Genomic DNA, 15,908 nt, shown 5'->3' with positions numbered 1-15,908 from the left:
AGAACTTAACTCGTTGCATTTCGAGCAGGCTTTCTTATGCTGATCAAACCTTTTCTCTCGAATGAAATCCAGCTTTCCTTCCAGGTAAAACCATACATATTTGGTGAATTCTTCACAGGTTATTTGTTTTGCCATGTTTATTCTCCTTTTCTAAGGTTCAATCTGCCCCCTAATACCCTTAAGCACATCCTAAGGATAAGGACCAGATTTCACCCTACAAAAAGAGGAATCTTCTGTAAATTGTTAAAGAACAATGACTTAACTGATTATACGGTATCACCTTCTAAACCACTTGTCAAGGACGAGGAAAACGGTGTCGCTCGCCGGAAAAGGCTCATAAAAAAGAGAAAGCGGCTCAGGGGTTCGGCATCCCTTCGGGTCGGACAAGCCCGGTCGATTTATCCCCTGCGGGGTCGCTAAAAAATTAGAGCCTCAATTTCTCCAATTTTTTAGCTTAAACCTCCCTGCCTATAATTCGAATTATAGGCACTTGCCCTTGCCTCACCCCTTCGCTTCGCCCTGCGCCCGCAATCAGCCTGAATTTTTTTATTAAGGAACGCTGATTGCGGACTTGGGTTAGACATAACATCGTTATGTTAACTTTCTTTTTTTCATTCGCCACTGCAAAGCTCGCTCCCTGTATACCCCACTTACAACTCACAAAATTAAAAATGGGAGTCAATGAATTTAATCACTGACTCCCGTTGTTGTTATTCTTTGTCTCCGATTTTCAGAATTTAAGCACCAGAGGAAAGAATTTTCTTTGTTGTCGCTACACCGCCATCAGTTCTTCAATGGTCTGGCTGGCCTCAGTCATGGTTAAGGCGCTAGGATTTTCAATAAATTTCCCTTTCTCCTTGGCCAGTTTGATAATGAGGTTTACCTGTTTCTTGCTGGCCGGCGCGTCAGGATTCTTTGGCTGCGGTTCCTGGGAATTTTCTTGTTTCGGACCCGGGACTTTGCCTTCAATTTGCCTTTTGACTGCCTCTTTGGCCAAGCCGAAGAGTTCATCAATGGTTGACTCCGCCTTTTCCTTGCTGACATCGCCCATGGTCTCAAAGGTTACCGAATAACTCTCGCCGTTGGTTTTGCATCCGTAGTTAGCTAAGATACGCATCTTTTCCTCCTTTTTTTGGTTTCTTTCTATTCTCTCTAATACCGATACATCTTTTTCCCAAACAGATTCATTACCTCCTTTCCGCCTGTCTGATTCTTTCTATTTCCATCGCTTTTCTCGGTTCAAAATGCAAATCCCTGTCCACCTCGAGGAACCCTACTTTCAGATCGCACAATTCCTGCAAAGAAAAGTATCCCCATTCCGCCATCTCCAGATCGTCGTTGAGTATGGCAAAGCCAAAAAATATCCGGCTTTCAGAATCGTACTCAGCCGCATACCAGTCGCATCCTCCCAAAAAGAAGTGCATGTGAATCATCTTTTCCTTTAAGGACACGCTTTCGGTTGAGTACATGACCGGAATTTTTGCAAGCTCTTCAGGGCCTGGCTTATTCCACATGGTTATAGCCTCCTTTTTCATTATTAGGTTTTGCCAACAAGAAGATGCTCAAAGCATTTTTTGTCATCCGGATAGTTCTCCAAATACTTGGCGAGCCTGTCGCATTGGTTACATAATCCATCCTCGCACAAGCTGCAAAAGGGAAACATATCAACCGTGTCGGCAAAGGTAAACTGGCATTCCTTGCACTTGAGGCTTACGCAGTTATCGCAGGGCAGCCGGGCTACGTCCGTAAGCTTACAGTTTCCGCAATCACCGGTGGCGCATTTTTCGCAGGGAGATTCATCCTGTGTCTCTGCCGGAATGTAAGCTTCAATGATCGGCCTTTCGGTTATCTTTGAAAGCTCAACATCCGGAAGATCGACCAGTCGCAGTTCCACCCTGACATAGCCAAAACCGGCGCAGGGCAGTTTTATCCTTTTAGTCGCCTCGTAGCCTTTTGCGTTTGAAAGAACGATGCTGTAGGCATAGAGATTTCTTGCGTGGCGGTCATCCTGAGTTGAATGAAACGCCCCCATGTCGTGGTGCGAATGCACTATGCCGTCACCGCCTAACTCTTCCTTGAATTCGCAGTCAGTCGAGCTAACCTCCTGCCTGGGTATCTTAAAGCGCGTAACGGAATTATCCTTTATCCAGAATACCGCTCCCCATTCCTTGCTACCCAAGCATTGGCTGAGATGCAGCCACTGACTCCAGATATCCCAGGGAATTTTTAAGGTTTCCTGATTATCCAAATCGCTGCAAAAGCCGCATTCGCCGTAATTTTTTATCTTTACTTCCAGAATATTACTTCTCTTGAGAAGATCATTTTCTAACATTCTCTGTATCCTCCTTTTGCTCACACCATTTTTTAATGGCTGCTATGAGTTTTGCATCGCTGATTTCTCCCGTTTCAATCTGCTCAATTATCCGGTCATATTCCTCATTGCGCGCTTTTTCTTTTATCTCTTTCAAATCATCTTCGTTGTAACGTTCTTCGCAATCAGGGCAATAGCCGTAATCGCCGTTGTCAGGATCAACACGATTGCAGTCCTCGCAACAGCCGTAGCTGTCCGGTATGTATTCATGGATATTCTCAATAATATTTTCTTTTTCCTCTTCCCTCGCCTCATCAAGGATCCCCTCGGCAACAAACGAAGAGTTCTGAATATTGATTTTGCCGATATCATCCATCAGGCAGAGCTCTTTGTAGAGCTTTGAGGATACCCCGGCTGCCGCGGCAAAAACCGCGGGAATAACCCAGGACGGGGTAACGCTATAACCAGTTTCCCCAACCTCTTCCTTGAAGGAAAGAGGGAATGTTTTTGAAACGTTCAAGATTGTTCCGTCATAACCTATCCTCTGGTAGGGAATTTTGTTTTTCTTGCAATAAGCGCAGACAATCTGCTGGCTCTTTAAATTATCCGTGCAGCAGAAAACCATCCCCCTCAAGACAGTACAGTCCTGCGGCTTTTCAATGCGCAGGTCATGGGCCTCGATTCTTACCGGACTGCGTATCTGGCTGATGAAATCGCTGGCCGCGTTTATTTTCTTCACCCCGATAAGCGAATCCTTCAGCGGCAGGCGGTTCAAGTTAGAAGCCTCAACCATATCCTTATCCACCAGGATTATTTCCTCAACCCCTGACATCGCCAGGAAGACGGCCGTCCAAAAACCCGTGCCGCCTACGCCGATGACTGTGGCAACCTCGGGGATATCCAGATCCGCTATCAGGTTCTGCCTTTCATAAAGCGCGTTTCCCAACATAAATAAATCACCTCCTTAAAGTATTTCTGCAATCAGATTCTCCGAAAGCAATTTCTCCAACTTTATCTTTGAGTCCGTGTCTTTGTCCGAAAGGATGTTTCTTAAGGAAGCGTATTCCTCGGGCAGGAAAACCGTGCCCAATGACTCAAGGTTAATCACCCGGAATGCCCTGGCAATCTTTAAACAAACTTCTTTCAAAGCAGGCAGGGAATCCGGGTTTACGTACTGGATGTCCCCGGTGCAGATACCGTGTCCCTCGTTGCTTAGCCCAAGGTAGTGAAAACCCATTTCCGGCGCGGCCACAAATCTCTGGAAATTTCTCCCCGAGTCATAGACCCCGTATATCCTGAAAGGATAATACGCAACCGGCTTTTTGAGCTGGTAGGCCTTGCCTTTGCAACAGAGCTTATCCACGAAAAGCGGGCCGCTGTATCCCTCAACCAAAAAACAACCATCCTTTACCAACGCCGCGTAGTCAGCCTTGAAAGGCACGGCAAAGGTATTTTCTTTCAAAAGGCCCACGAACTTTCGCCAGGAAGAATCTATTTCAGCGATGACCTTTGATTTTTCCTTTGCCCGGTCTATAAGCTTTGTATCAATCATCTTTTCTCCTTCCCTTCTCAAGAAAGAAGGCAGGCAAGGAGAGTGTTAAAACCCCCTTTGCCTGCCTCCGGTTCGTTATCTTCCCGCCTTGACGTATCTTTCCACTTCAATTACATGTCCGGAAAACGCCTGCGGCAGATCTTCGGTCGCGGTAACCTCTTTACCGTCAACCAGGATGGTAAAAGAATCAATGCCTTTTTCCTGAAGGATTCGCTTTAAGGCGTCCTTCACGGAGTCAGAGGCGTTGACCTCCACTTCCTCACCGGCGATGGTGATCATCGCTTTTCTATTGCCCAGTTCATTCAAGTTCATCTTGCTCACCCCTTTCCTGTCTGTTGACAAAACTCCCGTTTTGTGTTGTTATTCAGACAAGCCTGGCTGATAAAAAATCGGCCAGGCTTTCCGCTATTTCCCAGTCCCTCTGGTCATGGGCCTCCGACCATTAAAACATTCTTATCACCCCCTTTTAAGTTTTTAAGGTTCCGGTCTAATTAAAAAACTAAAGCAACCCATCATCAATAAAGTAAAATTCGGCTTTCAGGACACGTGTCCGAAAGTTCAAATTTTACTTTATTTATTAATCTGGCGCCGGTTGTTAGGCTCAAAAGTAATGGAAGAAAAACAGGAACAGTTAAAAAAACTCGCGGGGATATTGCGGGAGGCCTTTTCCGAAGAGGAGTTGAAAAAAATAAAAGGCTTCCTGGCAAGAATCGCCGATCTTTTGGCCGGGGCTTCTACAGATAGCGATCGTTCTTAACGGACAGCTTGATTCGGCCGGGAAATTTTAGGACCAAGACAACATGAAAAATCAGTCAAAAAGAAAACCGAGAATAAGAAACAGGATTCACAATTGCCGGAAGGCGATAAATCTCAGCCAGAAAGAAGCGGCTTTTCTCATGGGAATGGATCATTCCCAGATTTCCAAATGGGAAAGGGGCGAAAAAGAACCCGGCATTTATAACGCCATCGGGCTGGCCGTCGTCACCCGGAGAACGGTCGAGGACGTTTTTCTCGATTACCGGCAGGAATGGCAGGAAAAAATCGGGGAAAGAATGAAGCTGCTTGGCCCAAAACGCCAAAACACGAATGTTTTGCGATAACCAAAAAGGTCGAAATTTTTGTCCAAGCCGAAAATAAAAAACATGAACAGCGCACCTAACGATCGTAACGATAGTATCGATAACGATAATCGAAACGATCATAACGATAATAAAAATAATAATATCGTTCGTATCGATACTAACGATAACGAATCAAATTCCTTCACTTTAACGAAAGAAGAACTTTTAGCCAGAGATTTGGCCGAAGGATTAAACGATAAGGCGAGTCTGGGATTTTATCTTTCGGTCTGCCGGAAATATCCGGGAAGCGTCCTGAGAAAAATCTACAGCCAAGTAAAGGAGATTCCTGCAAGCAAAATAAAAAAGTCGAAAGGCGCGTTGTTTAATTATCTAGTTCAAAAATATGAAAAAGGAGGAGAAAATAATTGCGATTGACCCGGGTACCCACTTTCAGGGAATAGCCGTTTTCCAGGGCGAAGAGCTCATCATCTCTCTGGTAAAAATCTTGAACTTGAAAGGTTCCCGCGAAAAAAGGCTGAAAGAAATCAGAAAAGTATTTTCCTCTTTGATTGAGGATTATGCTCCGGACGTTCTGGCGATAGAAAGATCCATCTTTTCCTTGACCAGGCAATCAAAATTACTGGAAGCGATAATCAATGAGATCAAGTTTCTGGCCGGGAAGGAAAGAATAAAAGTCTGTGAGTTTTCGCCGCTGGCCGTAAGAAAAATAATCTGCGGAAACGACAGGGCCGCCAAGAAGGACGTGGCAAAGCTGGCTGCGTCCATCTATCCGGAACTAAAAAACCGCCTGGAAGAGGATCAAAAATCCGATTATCCGGAATTAAAAAACCATCTGAATCAGGATCCAAAATCAGACCACGCGAAATTAGAAATCATGTTAAGCCAGGATAAGCGGAAAAATAAACAGAGACTTGGAAAAATTAGAGAAAAGTACTGGAGCCACATGTTTGACGCCGTGGGGCTGGGGATCTGTTATTTAAAAACCAGGCGAAAATAAAATGCTTAGTCTTGAACGCACAAAAGAGCTGTTAAACGACCCCACCCTCTCGGATAAAGAAATCCAGGAAATCAGGGATGGATTTTATCTGCTCGCCGAGATTATCTTTGGAAAATGGCAAGAGGAAAAAAGAACAGATAAATTAAACGATCTTAAGCGCCCGCCTTTAAACGAGACAGAATCCGCAAACATGCCCCCGGAATGCCGCAAAAAGAAGCGAAATCCGCGACTTTACTTTAATGGACAAGAACGCTAATGTGTCCTCGCGATTAAGCATAAACAGGATTATGAAAGGTATTATCTATACAAGAGTATCAAGCGATGAGCAGGTCAAAGGAACCTCCCTCGAATTTCAGGAGGAACTCTGCCGCAAATACTGCGAGCAGAAAGGCCTTGAAATCGTGGCCCTTTTCCGGGAAGAAGGCGAAAGCGCCAAGGACTTGAGTTTGAATAACAGAAAAAAATTCCTGGAAGCGCTGGAGTTCTGCCGAAAGAACAAAAAACAAATCCAGGCCTTTATTGTCCTGCGAGTTGACAGGTTCGCCCGCAACACCGAAGACCATTTCGCCGTCCGCAAAATTCTCCTGGATTACGGCACCACCCTCCACTCGGTAACCGAACCCATCGGCAACAAGCCGGCGGAAAAATTCATCGAAACCGTGCTGGCCGGGGCAGCCGAATATGATAACGCCATCCGAAAACAAAGATGCAGCGATGGAATGCTCACAAGAATAAACCAGGGAATCTTTCCCTGGAGACAGCCTCTCGGCTATAAGTGTTCCCATTTCAAAAAACGAGGCGAGAAAAAAACTCAGCCCGATCCGCCGGACGAGCAGATTTTCCCGATTATCCAAAAAGCCCTTAAAGAGTTCGCAAAGGGGCTGTACTCGCAGGTTGAGCTGGCCCGGATGATGGATCAATGGGGCCTTAAAGATATCCGGGGGACCAAAAGCACCCCGCAATTAGTAGATAGGATTTTGGGAAAGTATCTGAAATTCTACGCGGGAATCATCTTCAATCCGTGGACCGGTGAAGACGTAAACGGACTTCACAGCCCCATGATCACAAAGGATGAAATGTATCAGATTATGCTGGTTCGTTCGGGCAAGACAAGGACAGTGAAACATAATAAATATAATCCCCACTTCCCGCTCAGAAGGACGGTACTGTGCGCTGATTGCTCAAGACCCCTTACCGGCAGCGCTCCCCGGGGTAATGGTGGAAAATATTATTATTACCACTGCCAAAACAAAGAATGCTCAATGTTCGGCAAAGGCATTCATAAGCTTGATCTTGAAAAGGAGTTTTTGGTTTATCTCGAACAGGTTACGCCGAAAGAGAAATTTCTCAAGGTATTTAAAGAAACTGTCCTCGATTTATGGCAGGAAAAAGGGCGAATTTTTGAACTTGAAGCCGAGAAATATGCCAAACAATTAAAACTCCTCGAGGCAAAGAAAAAACGCATCTGCGAGATGCGCGAGGACGGCTCTTATACCAAAGACGAGTTTATTGAACGGAAAGAAGAGGTAGAAAACGAAGTCGCCGCTGTCAAAATTTCTTCAAGCGAAGCGAAAATAGAACAATTTGATATTGAAGCTGCCTTAGTCTACGCAACCAGTTTTATTCGCAATCTCGGCCGGCAGTGGTTTGATTTGGCGCCACCCCTGCAATCAAAGTTCCAAAAGCTGATATTTCCGGAGGGAATTCCTTACAGACGAAATGAAGGATTTGGAACCGCCAAATTAGGCTATATTTACGAGTTAAATCAGCATTTTGCCGGTGATAAATCTCAATTAGTGGACCTAGGGAGAATCGAACTCCCAACTAGTCGATGCCATCGACTTATTTTACCATTAAACTATAGGCCCGATTAAAATTCTATATTACCAATAATTTCAATAATAATTTGAAGCTCATTAAAAATATCCGCAGAAAAATAATCTATTCTACAAACGCCTTTATAATCTTTTTTCTTTGATCGTTTTCCTATGGTTCTCGGATCAATCCTTGCTTTATAAAATTGCGAAAACGGAATTTTTGTAATATTGGACCAAAATTTTTCCAGTTTTTTAATATCTTGGTCAGCTCTGCATTGAAGCGTACAACGAAATTTATTTTCGTTGATATCGTAACAGTATCTCAACAAGCCCAAAAATAAACGTATAACCAATGGATCTGAATTGCCGAACATTAAAGATCCCCTCTTGGTTTTCGATCCCTCTCCTAAGTACAACATTGCAAGCGCAATTTTTGAAGTATTTTCATCTTTTAACTTATCGGGAAGATGATTCACTCTATCTCTTATGGCTTGGATATACTTTTCTCTTTTCAGCTTATTAACAACCAATGCGACTGCTTGCCCCTTTTTTGTGCCTCTTTTGATTGAACGTTCGACTCTTTGCTGCTGTTCAGGGGATAGCGAAATACTGCCGCACCAGTCAGATAAAGTGCCTTTCGAAATATTTATGCCAATAATTTTACATATCTCGGTATATGTTTTGCCTGATTTACGAAGGGCAATTATTCTCGGCTTTAAATGATGATAGCGTGATTTCATTTTTTAATCGTACCATAGAGCTTATCAATGTGCAAAATCCTGCCTGGTGGGCGTTGGAGGGATTGGACCTCCGACCTTTTCGATGTCAACGAAACGCTCTACCACTGAGCTAAACGCCCTTCATTCATCCCCTCGGCAGGAATCGAACCTGCATTTAGAACTTAGGAGATTCCCGTTCTATCCATTGAACTACGAGGGGTAAATGAATTATACAAATAATCAATTTGCCTTTCAATCTCGGATTGATTAAATTATAATAGAAAAATAATAAAGAAAATGGAAGGGTGGGGTGGCCGAGTGGTTTAAGGCGGTAGTCTTGTTCCCGATTTGTATAAAATTTGTTAAAATTTTATCTACAAATCGCAATCCCGCCAACGGCGGGAAAAACTAGTGAACAAAGCGGAAGCGTGGCCGAGTGGTTTATGGCGCTGGTCTTGAAAACCAGTTGGGGAAATTCCCCTCGGAGGTTCGAATCCTCCCGCTTCCGCTTTGTTCGTGAGTTTGAATCCCTGCCTGCCGGCAGGCAGGTCACCCCCACCGCATGGTATAATAAAAAAATGCGAAAAGAAAAATCCCCTCTTATTACAATGATTAAAAAGGTAATGCCGGCCGTGGTTTCTATCGTCATTTCCAAAAACCTTGAAAAACTAGAACAAGAATTGACTAAAGAATTTCCTCTTTTTAATTCAAAAACCGACATTCCCGAAGAAAACATTGACAGCCGCGGAATGGTGAAAATCGGAGGCGGCTCGGGGTTTATCGTTGACGAAAAAGGCATAGTTATCACCAACAGGCACGTTGTCGCTGACGCCGATGCGGAATATATGGTTGTCACTAGCGACAATAAAAAATTGAAAGCGGAAATTCTGGCCCGCGACCCGCTTAATGACGTCGCTATTCTTCAAATCACTGATTCGGGCAAAAAATTTCCGACAGTCAAACTCGGCGATTCCAATGAAATTGAATTAGGACAAACTGTTATGGCCATCGGAAACGCCCTGGGGCTTTTCAAAAACACGGTTTCTTCGGGAATCGTTTCCGGCTTAAGCCGTTCCATCGCCGCTCAAGCCGATGTCAATTCCATTCAGGAATTGCGAGGCTTGATTCAAACCGATGCCGCCATCAACCCGGGCAATTCCGGCGGACCGCTGGTTGATATATTCGGCCAGACCATCGGCATTAATGTGGCGGTGGTTTTTGACGCCGAAAACATCGGCTTCGCTATTCCCATCAACGCAGCCAAAAGAGCCCTTGAGGATTTAAAAAAATACGGAAGAATCCGAAGGCCATTTTTAGGAATCCGCTATTTAAGCATTGATCAAAATCTTAAGGAAAAACTTAAACTGTCTGTTGATTATGGAGCTCTGATTGCTCACGAAGAACACGCTATTATTCCCAATAGTCCAGCTGATTTAGCGGGTATCAAAGAAAAAGATATTCTTTTGGAAATTAACGGAGAAAAAATCACGACCGATAAACCCATTCAGGATTTTTTGGAGAATATGGCGGTGAACGAAACTATAAAATTAAAAGTTTTAAGAGACGAAAAAGAAATTGATATTAAAATGACTTTAGCGGAAAAGACAATTCGGTAATCAGTAATTTTAGTAAATCAATATTTGGTTTACTATTGTAATTCCACGATCGTGGAATTACAATAGTAGCTATTTTTTGATTGTCTTTTTTATTTTAATAGCTGTATTCGCTCATTAAATCCCCGCTTGCGTTGTAAAGCCGCAGATAATCGTGCTGGGGATCAAGAGTTATTTGGCCGTAAAGCCAAACTATCCAATTATTTGAAAGAAAATCGGCATCGTTTCTGTGGCTTGAGACACAGCTGGCGTAACCGATGTTTTGTAAAAAAGCCCGGCAGGCGTTGCCTTCGTCATTCCCCGGCAAAGAGTTGGAAAAATTAAGGTCGGGCGTCCGGCAGGAACCAAGAGATTGAATGTATGACTGGCATTGGCCGGAAAGATTTCTGATTTCCGAAGATGAAATACGAGGGCAGCCGGAAGACAAATAAACGGGCCCGAAATTATAACTTTGCGCCAGATAGCCGCTGCATTTATTCAGCCGCAAATTTTTATTCACAGGGCTGGATAAGCTGTATAAATCCACATAATTACTCTGTTTAAGAATTATATCGCCGTCTACGCTGTAGCCGGACAGGTCATAAATCTCAATGGCCTGGGGAATAGTTGCTTCACTTTTGTTGCTTTTGATTTTCCAGCCGGTGATGTCAATCGTTTCCCCTTTTTTGAGACTACTATAAAGGGTGATATGGGAATACTGCAAGGGATAACCGGAAATATTAGCGGAGCTAATACGAACTCTTTGATTGAGCGGAGTAGCCTCGGGCTTTGAAGGAGCGGAAATTGTGGTTCCACCGCTCGGAGCCGAGTATGGACTGTAATTTGTAGAATAATTTGTAGAAACATTGGTCTGAGGCGCGGCGGTTTCGCTCGGGTTTGAACTAAGCAGGTTATTAGCAGGCGCGGTTTTCCATACCAGGGAAATCACAAAAACCGCCGCCACTAAAAGAATTATGCCGATAATTTTTGACATATTTTCTTAATTAATATTATCAATTATTTTACTATAATTAAAGCTACTATTGTAATTCCACGATCGTGGATTTACAATAGTAATTTGGGCTGGGCTTAATTGACAACTAAATTAATAAGCTTTCCTGCGACAAAAATTGTTTTTACTATCTTTTTGTCTTTTAAGCAATTCTTGATTTTTTCTTGGGAAACCGCCAACTCTTCGGCTTCTTTTTCGGTAATTTCTTGGGGAACCGAAACTTTATCCCGGAATTTGCCGTTAACCTGAATTATAAGTTCAAATTTATCTTCTTTAATTAACTGCGGATTATACTCGGGCCAATTTTCCAAATGAATGGATTTTTTATGTCCGAGTTTTCTCCAAAGCTCTTCAGCGATGAAAGGCGCGAAAGGCGCGAGAAGTTTAAGGAAAATTTCAAAATTGTTTTTATCGGGATATTCTTCCAAAATTTTAATAAATTTCATCAATTCGGAAATGGCGGTGTTGTATTTAAGATTTTCAATATCTTCGGTAATTTTTTTGATGGTTTTTTGTAAAATAATCTCCTTGGTTTTCCAACCGTCTTTCACCTCTTTTTTGTCCGATAATTCCCAAACCCGCTCCAGAAAACGCACGATTCCCATAATCGCCTCATCGCGGAAATCGCCGCCCTGTTCAAAAGGCGCCAAAAACATCAGATACATCCGGAGCGCATCCGCGCCGAATTTTTTAATGTATTCATCCGGATTGACCACATTTCCTTTTGACTTTGACATCTTAGCGCCGTCTTTTATCAAAAGGCCGTGACTGCGGAATTTGGGAAACGGCTCTCCTCTAGGCGCCTCTGACGGACCGAAATCCAGCAATTTCAAGTCGTGAAGCGCGAGTGCCGCGAAACGCACGTAAAGCAGATGAAGCACCGAATGCTCGGCGCCGCCGGTGTAAAGATTCACGGGAAACCATTTTTTTGTTATTTCCGGATTCCAGGGCTCCGCATCGGCCGTTCCTGAACTCACCGAAGGATAGCGCAAATAATACCAGGCGGAATCAAGAAAAGTGTCGGAAACATCGGTTTCACGGCGCGCCGTCTTGCCGCATTCGGGACATTTAACTTCATAAAACTTTTTGTCGGCCGCCAGCGGCGATTCGCCTGTCCCTTTCGGCCGGAAATCTTTCACATACGGCAAAACAACCGGCAAATCTTTTTCCAGGGCCGCGTACCAGCCCGGCATCTCCGGCTTATCCCCTTTTCCTAATTTCGCGCACGCCTCGCAATAAATCATCGGAATCGGCGCGCCCCAATAGCGCTGCCTTGAAATAAGCCAGTCACGAAGATGATACTGAATTGTTTTTTTACCGTTAGTTAATTTCGTGATTTCCCATCCGGCTTTTTCGGAAGGCATTCCATCAAATCGGCCTGAATTTACTAATATTCCTTCGCTGATATACGGCTCAATCATCGCGGATTTATGCTGATTTTGCCGATTTATGCCGATATTGTTATCAGCATCAATCTGCTTTCTATCCGCATAAATCAGCGGCGCTACAACTTCCACAACGGGAAGTTCATAGCGCCTAGCGAACTCAAAATCCCGTTCGTCATGCGCTGGCACCGCCATAATCGCGCCGGTACCGTAAGTTGATAAAACATAATCCGCCGCAAAAACCGGAATTTCTTTTTTGTTCGCCGGATTTATCGCTTTAATGCCTTTCAATTCCACGCCGGTTTTTTCCTTATTAAATTCTATTCTTTCCGAATCCGATTTTTCTTTCGCTTTTTTAATATAAGTTCCAACTTCTTTTATGTTTGATATTTGGGATTTAAGATTTGAGATCAACTCGTGTTCCGGCGCCAAAACCATATAAGTCGCGCCGAACAAAGTATCCGGCCGGGTCGTAAAAACTTTTATTTTTTCTTCACTATCTTTAACTGAAAAATCAATTTCCGCGCCTTCCGACTTCCCTATCCATTCTTTCTGGGCGATTTTTATTTTTTCCGACCAATCAATTTTCTCCAGATTTTCAAGCAACTGTTCCGCGTATTTTGTAATTTTAAAAAACCATTGTTCCAATTCTTTTTTTATAACTTTGCTGGAACACCGTTCGCATTCTCCGCTAATCACTTGCTCATCGGCTAAAACGGTCTTGCACCCCAAACACCAATTCACCGCCTGCTTTTTGCGGTAAACCAAACCGTTTTTAAACATCTGAACGAAAATCCACTGCGTCCATTTATAATATTCTGGGTCGTAAGTTTCAAGATGTTCATCCCAGGCGAAACCATTGCCAATTGCCGAAAGCTGTTCATAAAAACGTTTTTCGGAAACCTTCGCCTGCTCCATCGGATGCGCTTTGATTTTCAAAGCGTAATTTTCGGAATGGATTCCGAAACCGTCCAGGCCAATCGGTTCAAAAACATCGTATCCTTGCATCCGCTTAAGTCGGCCGTAAATATCGCTTCCTACAAAAGCGTACATATTACCCACGTGTAATCCTTCGGCCGAAGGATAAGGGAACATCATCAGGTTATAAAAAGGTTTTTGAGCCTTCTTGAAATCCGGCTCGTAAATTTTATTTTTATCCCAAAGCGCCCGCCATTTCTTCTCAATTTTTTGGAAAGGGTAAAACATATAAGGAAATTATAAAACTTAAAACCAAAAACTCAAAACTACGGCCTCTGGTCTTGACGAAAACTATTGAGGTTCAACCTTGATAGATAAAATATCAACATTAAGGCGACCAATTGATAATCACGTCATCAACTCTCGGGCCGGCGGTTAGGGCCGAATTACTTACTAAAATAATCTGATAGCGGAAATAACGGTAGTTGTTGTGGTAAGCCCGACTAAGAGCAATGGGAATGCCGGACCCGGTGGGGTTGTAGGTATCAGTGGAAAGAGAAGTGCCGCCGGGACCGGTGGGGGTAGGAAAACTGGAAGTGGAGTTAGAAGAAGCAAACTGGAATCCTACAGCGCTACCTGCCGGTTGGTTCCCTAGCCACATAATGCTGTTGAAAGCTACGCCTCCGGAAACGCCGGTGTCAAAAATAAAAGAAAGAAGGGTACCGGTTGTCCTTACCCCCGTCAGAAATGACATTTCAGAACCATACGCCCAGCCGGCTGGATTGCGAACTTTAGCTCTGAAATAATAAATAGGTTGACTTGAACCAGTAATAGGGTGGTCAAAAGTGCCTGTTCCGAAACTGCCGGCTTCGGTCCAAGCATAAAGATAATTTCCGGAAGAAACCCCCCAATCAAAACCGCGCTCTAAAACATTAGACCCTCCAATTGAAGTTATATCTCCATTCAAAGTAGCAGTAGAAGAGGTTATGGAAGTGGCGTCGTTTGTCGCAACTACAGGAACGGCTACTGAAGTTGTAAGAATAGTGTCCGCGCCATAAGAAGTTCCGATAGAATTAGTGCTATAAGCCCTGAAATGATAAGCGGTATTTGGCGATAAGCTACTGATGTCGGCAGAAAAAACGCCGGTCCCGTAGGAACCGGTGGTGTGCGTATCCGAGCCATAGCCGGTATCAAGCCCATATTGAAAACCGCGCACCGTATTATTTTCTCCGCCGGTATCGGTGATATTCCCATTCAGGGTGGCTTGGGAACTGGTGATGGCGCTGGCATCAGAAGTAGAAATTGTCGGAGAAGCCAGAGAAAATATATTATCTATATAGAAAGTATTCGCCGCATCGGCGTTAACTACGGTTATAGTAATCCTATCTATCGCGTCTTTATTGGCGTTAGAAACTCCCGATATATCCCAACTTACAGTTTGCCAAGCGTCAGCAGAGGTTATATTGGGAGTAGTTTCGGTTGTCGTTCCCCCGCTATCACGGATGCCTATTTTTATATTACTGCCTGTCCTTGAGGCACGAATATCAAATTTAAGCGTACTTGCGCCAGTTAAATCTATCGGTGAGCCGATTGTGCGAGTAAGAGTTTTATTTAATGCCCCCGTAGTGGCGACTCCTTTTAAGGAATACGAACCTTGAGTTTTAATAGTGCTTTCAGAGTAAGATTGTAAGGTTGTAACTGGCGTATATCTTATAATTACTACTCCGCCTAAAGCATTACAGGGATTTGGACTACTGCCTTCGTAGAGAAACCAAAGCGTTGCAGTTGAACCTTGGCCATCACCATATACTCTTGAACCGTACATTCCAGCATAATTACTGCCTCCCCCATCAGGCCCGCCAGAGCCTCCGCACGCATAAGCTAATGATGTTCCTGTAATTGAATTAGCAGTTCCCGCTCCAGCAGTTCCGCCATAAGTCCAATCCCCATAGTTAGCCGCATTACCACCATTTGCCGATGAACCCCCACCCGCGCCGTTACTTGCGCCATAAGGACCACTGGCACGGGAACCATAAGTATAACCGTTACCTGATGTACCTCCGCTACCAGGATTGGCTGTTATACTACTAAAAACAGATGTTCCACCAGGGCCATTTATGGTAGTTGTATAAGAACCGGAGGAAATTGCGAATGAACTATTGTATATATATTGTCCTGCGCCGCCACCTATGCCCGAACCTGGGCTATTAGCCCCGCCGCCAACTACCAAAACTTGAACATTTCCTGAACCAGTAACTATGAATGTTCCCGAAGAAGCAAATGTATGAACTTTATCACTTCCCACGGTCGTTTCCGTTCCGCCCGTAGCTGACAGATAAGCATTACTCACATACGCCGCCCGTGCGTTAGCGTCGGAGGAATACTCCATATAGTCAAGTCCTGTTGCAGCGGCAAAACTGGGCTGTACAGTTAAAAACTGTGTAATTAAAAAAATACTTAGAATTAAAAAAGAAATTTTTTTCATAAATCCATTCCTAAATAAACTTGACTATCCACGGAGCA

At 43.9% G+C, this 15,908-nt stretch carries 17 protein-coding genes and 4 tRNA genes; 7 read left to right on the top strand and 14 right to left on the bottom strand.

The annotated features are described in order from the left end of the window. Positions 1–772: 772 nt before the first annotated feature. The 6 genes from Q8N22_00520 to Q8N22_00495 form a co-directional block, all read right to left on the bottom strand. A complete protein-coding gene (locus Q8N22_00520; GenBank protein ID MDP3052425.1) occupies positions 773–1,117 on the bottom strand; it encodes a hypothetical protein in 345 nt (114 codons plus the stop codon). Between the two features lie 70 nt (positions 1,118–1,187). After that, positions 1,188–1,514, bottom strand: coding sequence for a DUF2958 domain-containing protein (locus Q8N22_00515; protein ID MDP3052424.1), 327 nt, complete (start codon positions 1,512–1,514; stop codon positions 1,188–1,190). A gap of 23 nt (positions 1,515–1,537) precedes the next feature. After that, positions 1,538–2,332 carry a Mov34/MPN/PAD-1 family protein gene (locus Q8N22_00510; GenBank protein MDP3052423.1) on the bottom strand — a complete coding sequence of 265 codons (795 nt, stop codon included), beginning with the start codon at positions 2,330–2,332 and terminating at the stop codon, positions 1,538–1,540. Next, the gene (locus Q8N22_00505; protein ID MDP3052422.1) at positions 2,319–3,260 is read right to left on the bottom strand and encodes a ThiF family adenylyltransferase; all 942 of its coding nucleotides are present in this window, start codon (positions 3,258–3,260) and stop codon (positions 2,319–2,321) included. The genes Q8N22_00510 and Q8N22_00505 overlap by 14 nt, the downstream gene beginning before the upstream one ends. Before the next feature lie 15 nt (positions 3,261–3,275). Continuing rightward, positions 3,276–3,863, bottom strand: a complete 588-nt coding sequence (locus Q8N22_00500) for a hypothetical protein (GenBank protein MDP3052421.1) — start codon at positions 3,861–3,863, stop codon at positions 3,276–3,278. A gap of 75 nt (positions 3,864–3,938) precedes the next feature. Further along, positions 3,939–4,175: a hypothetical protein gene (locus Q8N22_00495; protein MDP3052420.1), complete on the bottom strand. Its 237-nt coding sequence runs from the start codon at positions 4,173–4,175 to the stop codon at positions 3,939–3,941. A 298-nt stretch (positions 4,176–4,473) separates the two neighbouring features. Here Q8N22_00495 and Q8N22_00490 point away from each other — a divergent pair, with 298 nt between their 5' ends. Genes Q8N22_00490 through Q8N22_00470 form a run of 5 tightly spaced genes read left to right on the top strand, consistent with a single transcriptional unit; the run spans position 4,474 to position 6,198 of the window. Further along, positions 4,474–4,620 (top strand): hypothetical protein, encoded by a 147-nt coding sequence (locus Q8N22_00490; protein ID MDP3052419.1) that lies wholly within the window; start codon positions 4,474–4,476, stop codon positions 4,618–4,620. Positions 4,621–4,663: 43 nt separating this feature from the next. Beyond that, entirely contained in the window at positions 4,664–4,963 is a 300-nt protein-coding gene (locus Q8N22_00485) for a helix-turn-helix transcriptional regulator (GenBank protein MDP3052418.1), read from the top strand. Between the two features lie 18 nt (positions 4,964–4,981). Further along, positions 4,982–5,359 (top strand): hypothetical protein, encoded by a 378-nt coding sequence (locus tag Q8N22_00480; protein ID MDP3052417.1) that lies wholly within the window; start codon positions 4,982–4,984, stop codon positions 5,357–5,359. Then, the gene (locus Q8N22_00475) at positions 5,328–5,942 is read left to right on the top strand and encodes a crossover junction endodeoxyribonuclease RuvC (GenBank protein MDP3052416.1); all 615 of its coding nucleotides are present in this window, start codon (positions 5,328–5,330) and stop codon (positions 5,940–5,942) included. The genes Q8N22_00480 and Q8N22_00475 overlap by 32 nt, the downstream gene beginning before the upstream one ends. A 1-nt stretch (position 5,943) precedes the next feature. Then, the gene (locus Q8N22_00470; protein ID MDP3052415.1) at positions 5,944–6,198 is read left to right on the top strand and encodes a hypothetical protein; all 255 of its coding nucleotides are present in this window, start codon (positions 5,944–5,946) and stop codon (positions 6,196–6,198) included. A 58-nt stretch (positions 6,199–6,256) separates the two neighbouring features. Here the strand turns inward: Q8N22_00470 and Q8N22_00465 are convergent, their stop codons facing one another. The 5 genes from Q8N22_00465 to Q8N22_00445 all read right to left on the bottom strand — a co-directional run bounded on the left by Q8N22_00465 (position 6,257) and on the right by Q8N22_00445 (position 8,698). Further along, positions 6,257–6,862, bottom strand: coding sequence for a hypothetical protein (locus Q8N22_00465; GenBank protein ID MDP3052414.1), 606 nt, complete (start codon positions 6,860–6,862; stop codon positions 6,257–6,259). Positions 6,863–7,739: 877 nt separating this feature from the next. Continuing rightward, a tRNA-Ala gene (locus Q8N22_00460) sits at positions 7,740–7,810 on the bottom strand. Between the two features lie 2 nt (positions 7,811–7,812). Continuing rightward, entirely contained in the window at positions 7,813–8,499 is a 687-nt protein-coding gene (locus Q8N22_00455) for a hypothetical protein (GenBank protein ID MDP3052413.1), read from the bottom strand. A 44-nt stretch (positions 8,500–8,543) separates the two neighbouring features. Then, positions 8,544–8,618 (bottom strand) — tRNA-Val (locus tag Q8N22_00450). Positions 8,619–8,626: 8 nt separating this feature from the next. Beyond that, positions 8,627–8,698, bottom strand: a tRNA-Arg gene (locus Q8N22_00445). Positions 8,699–8,900: 202 nt separating this feature from the next. On the opposite strand from Q8N22_00445, the gene Q8N22_00440 reads away from it, so the two are divergent. Together Q8N22_00440 and Q8N22_00435 are read left to right on the top strand one after the other, a co-directional pair. Then, positions 8,901–8,986: transfer RNA gene (locus Q8N22_00440), tRNA-Ser, on the top strand. Positions 8,987–9,056: 70 nt separating this feature from the next. Continuing rightward, positions 9,057–10,094, top strand: coding sequence for a trypsin-like peptidase domain-containing protein (locus tag Q8N22_00435; GenBank protein MDP3052412.1), 1,038 nt, complete (start codon positions 9,057–9,059; stop codon positions 10,092–10,094). Positions 10,095–10,188: 94 nt separating this feature from the next. Here the strand turns inward: Q8N22_00435 and Q8N22_00430 are convergent, their stop codons facing one another. The 3 genes from Q8N22_00430 to Q8N22_00420 form a co-directional block, all read right to left on the bottom strand. Next, a complete protein-coding gene (locus Q8N22_00430) occupies positions 10,189–11,064 on the bottom strand; it encodes a hypothetical protein (GenBank protein ID MDP3052411.1) in 876 nt (291 codons plus the stop codon). 95 nt (positions 11,065–11,159) lie between these two features. After that, a complete protein-coding gene (leuS, locus tag Q8N22_00425) occupies positions 11,160–13,673 on the bottom strand; it encodes a leucine--tRNA ligase (protein MDP3052410.1) in 2,514 nt (837 codons plus the stop codon). A 100-nt stretch (positions 13,674–13,773) separates the two neighbouring features. Continuing rightward, entirely contained in the window at positions 13,774–15,774 is a 2,001-nt protein-coding gene (locus tag Q8N22_00420) for a hypothetical protein (GenBank protein ID MDP3052409.1), read from the bottom strand. Between the last annotated feature and the right edge of the window lie 134 nt (positions 15,775–15,908).

Source organism: bacterium (assembly GCA_030693325.1).
In the GTDB taxonomy this organism is placed as follows: Bacteria; Patescibacteriota; Minisyncoccia; order UBA6257; family MFKM01; genus MFKM01.
The sequence above is the reverse complement of the archived record's forward strand: the minus strand, read 5'-3'. Positions and strand labels throughout refer to the sequence as shown.

Excerpts from the sequence above, each read along its gene's own strand:
- Q8N22_00520 (MDP3052425.1), bottom strand. The coding sequence starts at position 1,117 with ATGCGTATCTTAGCTAACTACGGATGCAAAACCAACGGCGAGAGTTAT.
- Q8N22_00515 (MDP3052424.1), bottom strand. The coding sequence starts at position 1,514 with ATGTGGAATAAGCCAGGCCCTGAAGAGCTTGCAAAAATTCCGGTCATG.
- Q8N22_00510 (MDP3052423.1), bottom strand. The coding sequence starts at position 2,332 with ATGTTAGAAAATGATCTTCTCAAGAGAAGTAATATTCTGGAAGTAAAG.
- Q8N22_00505 (MDP3052422.1), bottom strand. The coding sequence starts at position 3,260 with ATGTTGGGAAACGCGCTTTATGAAAGGCAGAACCTGATAGCGGATCTG.
- Q8N22_00500 (MDP3052421.1), bottom strand. The coding sequence starts at position 3,863 with ATGATTGATACAAAGCTTATAGACCGGGCAAAGGAAAAATCAAAGGTC.
- Q8N22_00495 (MDP3052420.1), bottom strand. The coding sequence starts at position 4,175 with ATGAACTTGAATGAACTGGGCAATAGAAAAGCGATGATCACCATCGCC.
- Q8N22_00490 (MDP3052419.1), top strand. The coding sequence starts at position 4,474 with ATGGAAGAAAAACAGGAACAGTTAAAAAAACTCGCGGGGATATTGCGG.
- Q8N22_00485 (MDP3052418.1), top strand. The coding sequence starts at position 4,664 with ATGAAAAATCAGTCAAAAAGAAAACCGAGAATAAGAAACAGGATTCAC.
- Q8N22_00475 (MDP3052416.1), top strand. The coding sequence starts at position 5,328 with ATGAAAAAGGAGGAGAAAATAATTGCGATTGACCCGGGTACCCACTTT.
- Q8N22_00470 (MDP3052415.1), top strand. The coding sequence starts at position 5,944 with ATGCTTAGTCTTGAACGCACAAAAGAGCTGTTAAACGACCCCACCCTC.
- Q8N22_00455 (MDP3052413.1), bottom strand. The coding sequence starts at position 8,499 with ATGAAATCACGCTATCATCATTTAAAGCCGAGAATAATTGCCCTTCGT.
- Q8N22_00435 (MDP3052412.1), top strand. The coding sequence starts at position 9,057 with ATGCGAAAAGAAAAATCCCCTCTTATTACAATGATTAAAAAGGTAATG.
- Q8N22_00430 (MDP3052411.1), bottom strand. The coding sequence starts at position 11,064 with ATGTCAAAAATTATCGGCATAATTCTTTTAGTGGCGGCGGTTTTTGTG.
- leuS (MDP3052410.1), bottom strand. The coding sequence starts at position 13,673 with ATGTTTTACCCTTTCCAAAAAATTGAGAAGAAATGGCGGGCGCTTTGG.
- Q8N22_00420 (MDP3052409.1), bottom strand. The coding sequence starts at position 15,774 with ATGGAGTATTCCTCCGACGCTAACGCACGGGCGGCGTATGTGAGTAAT.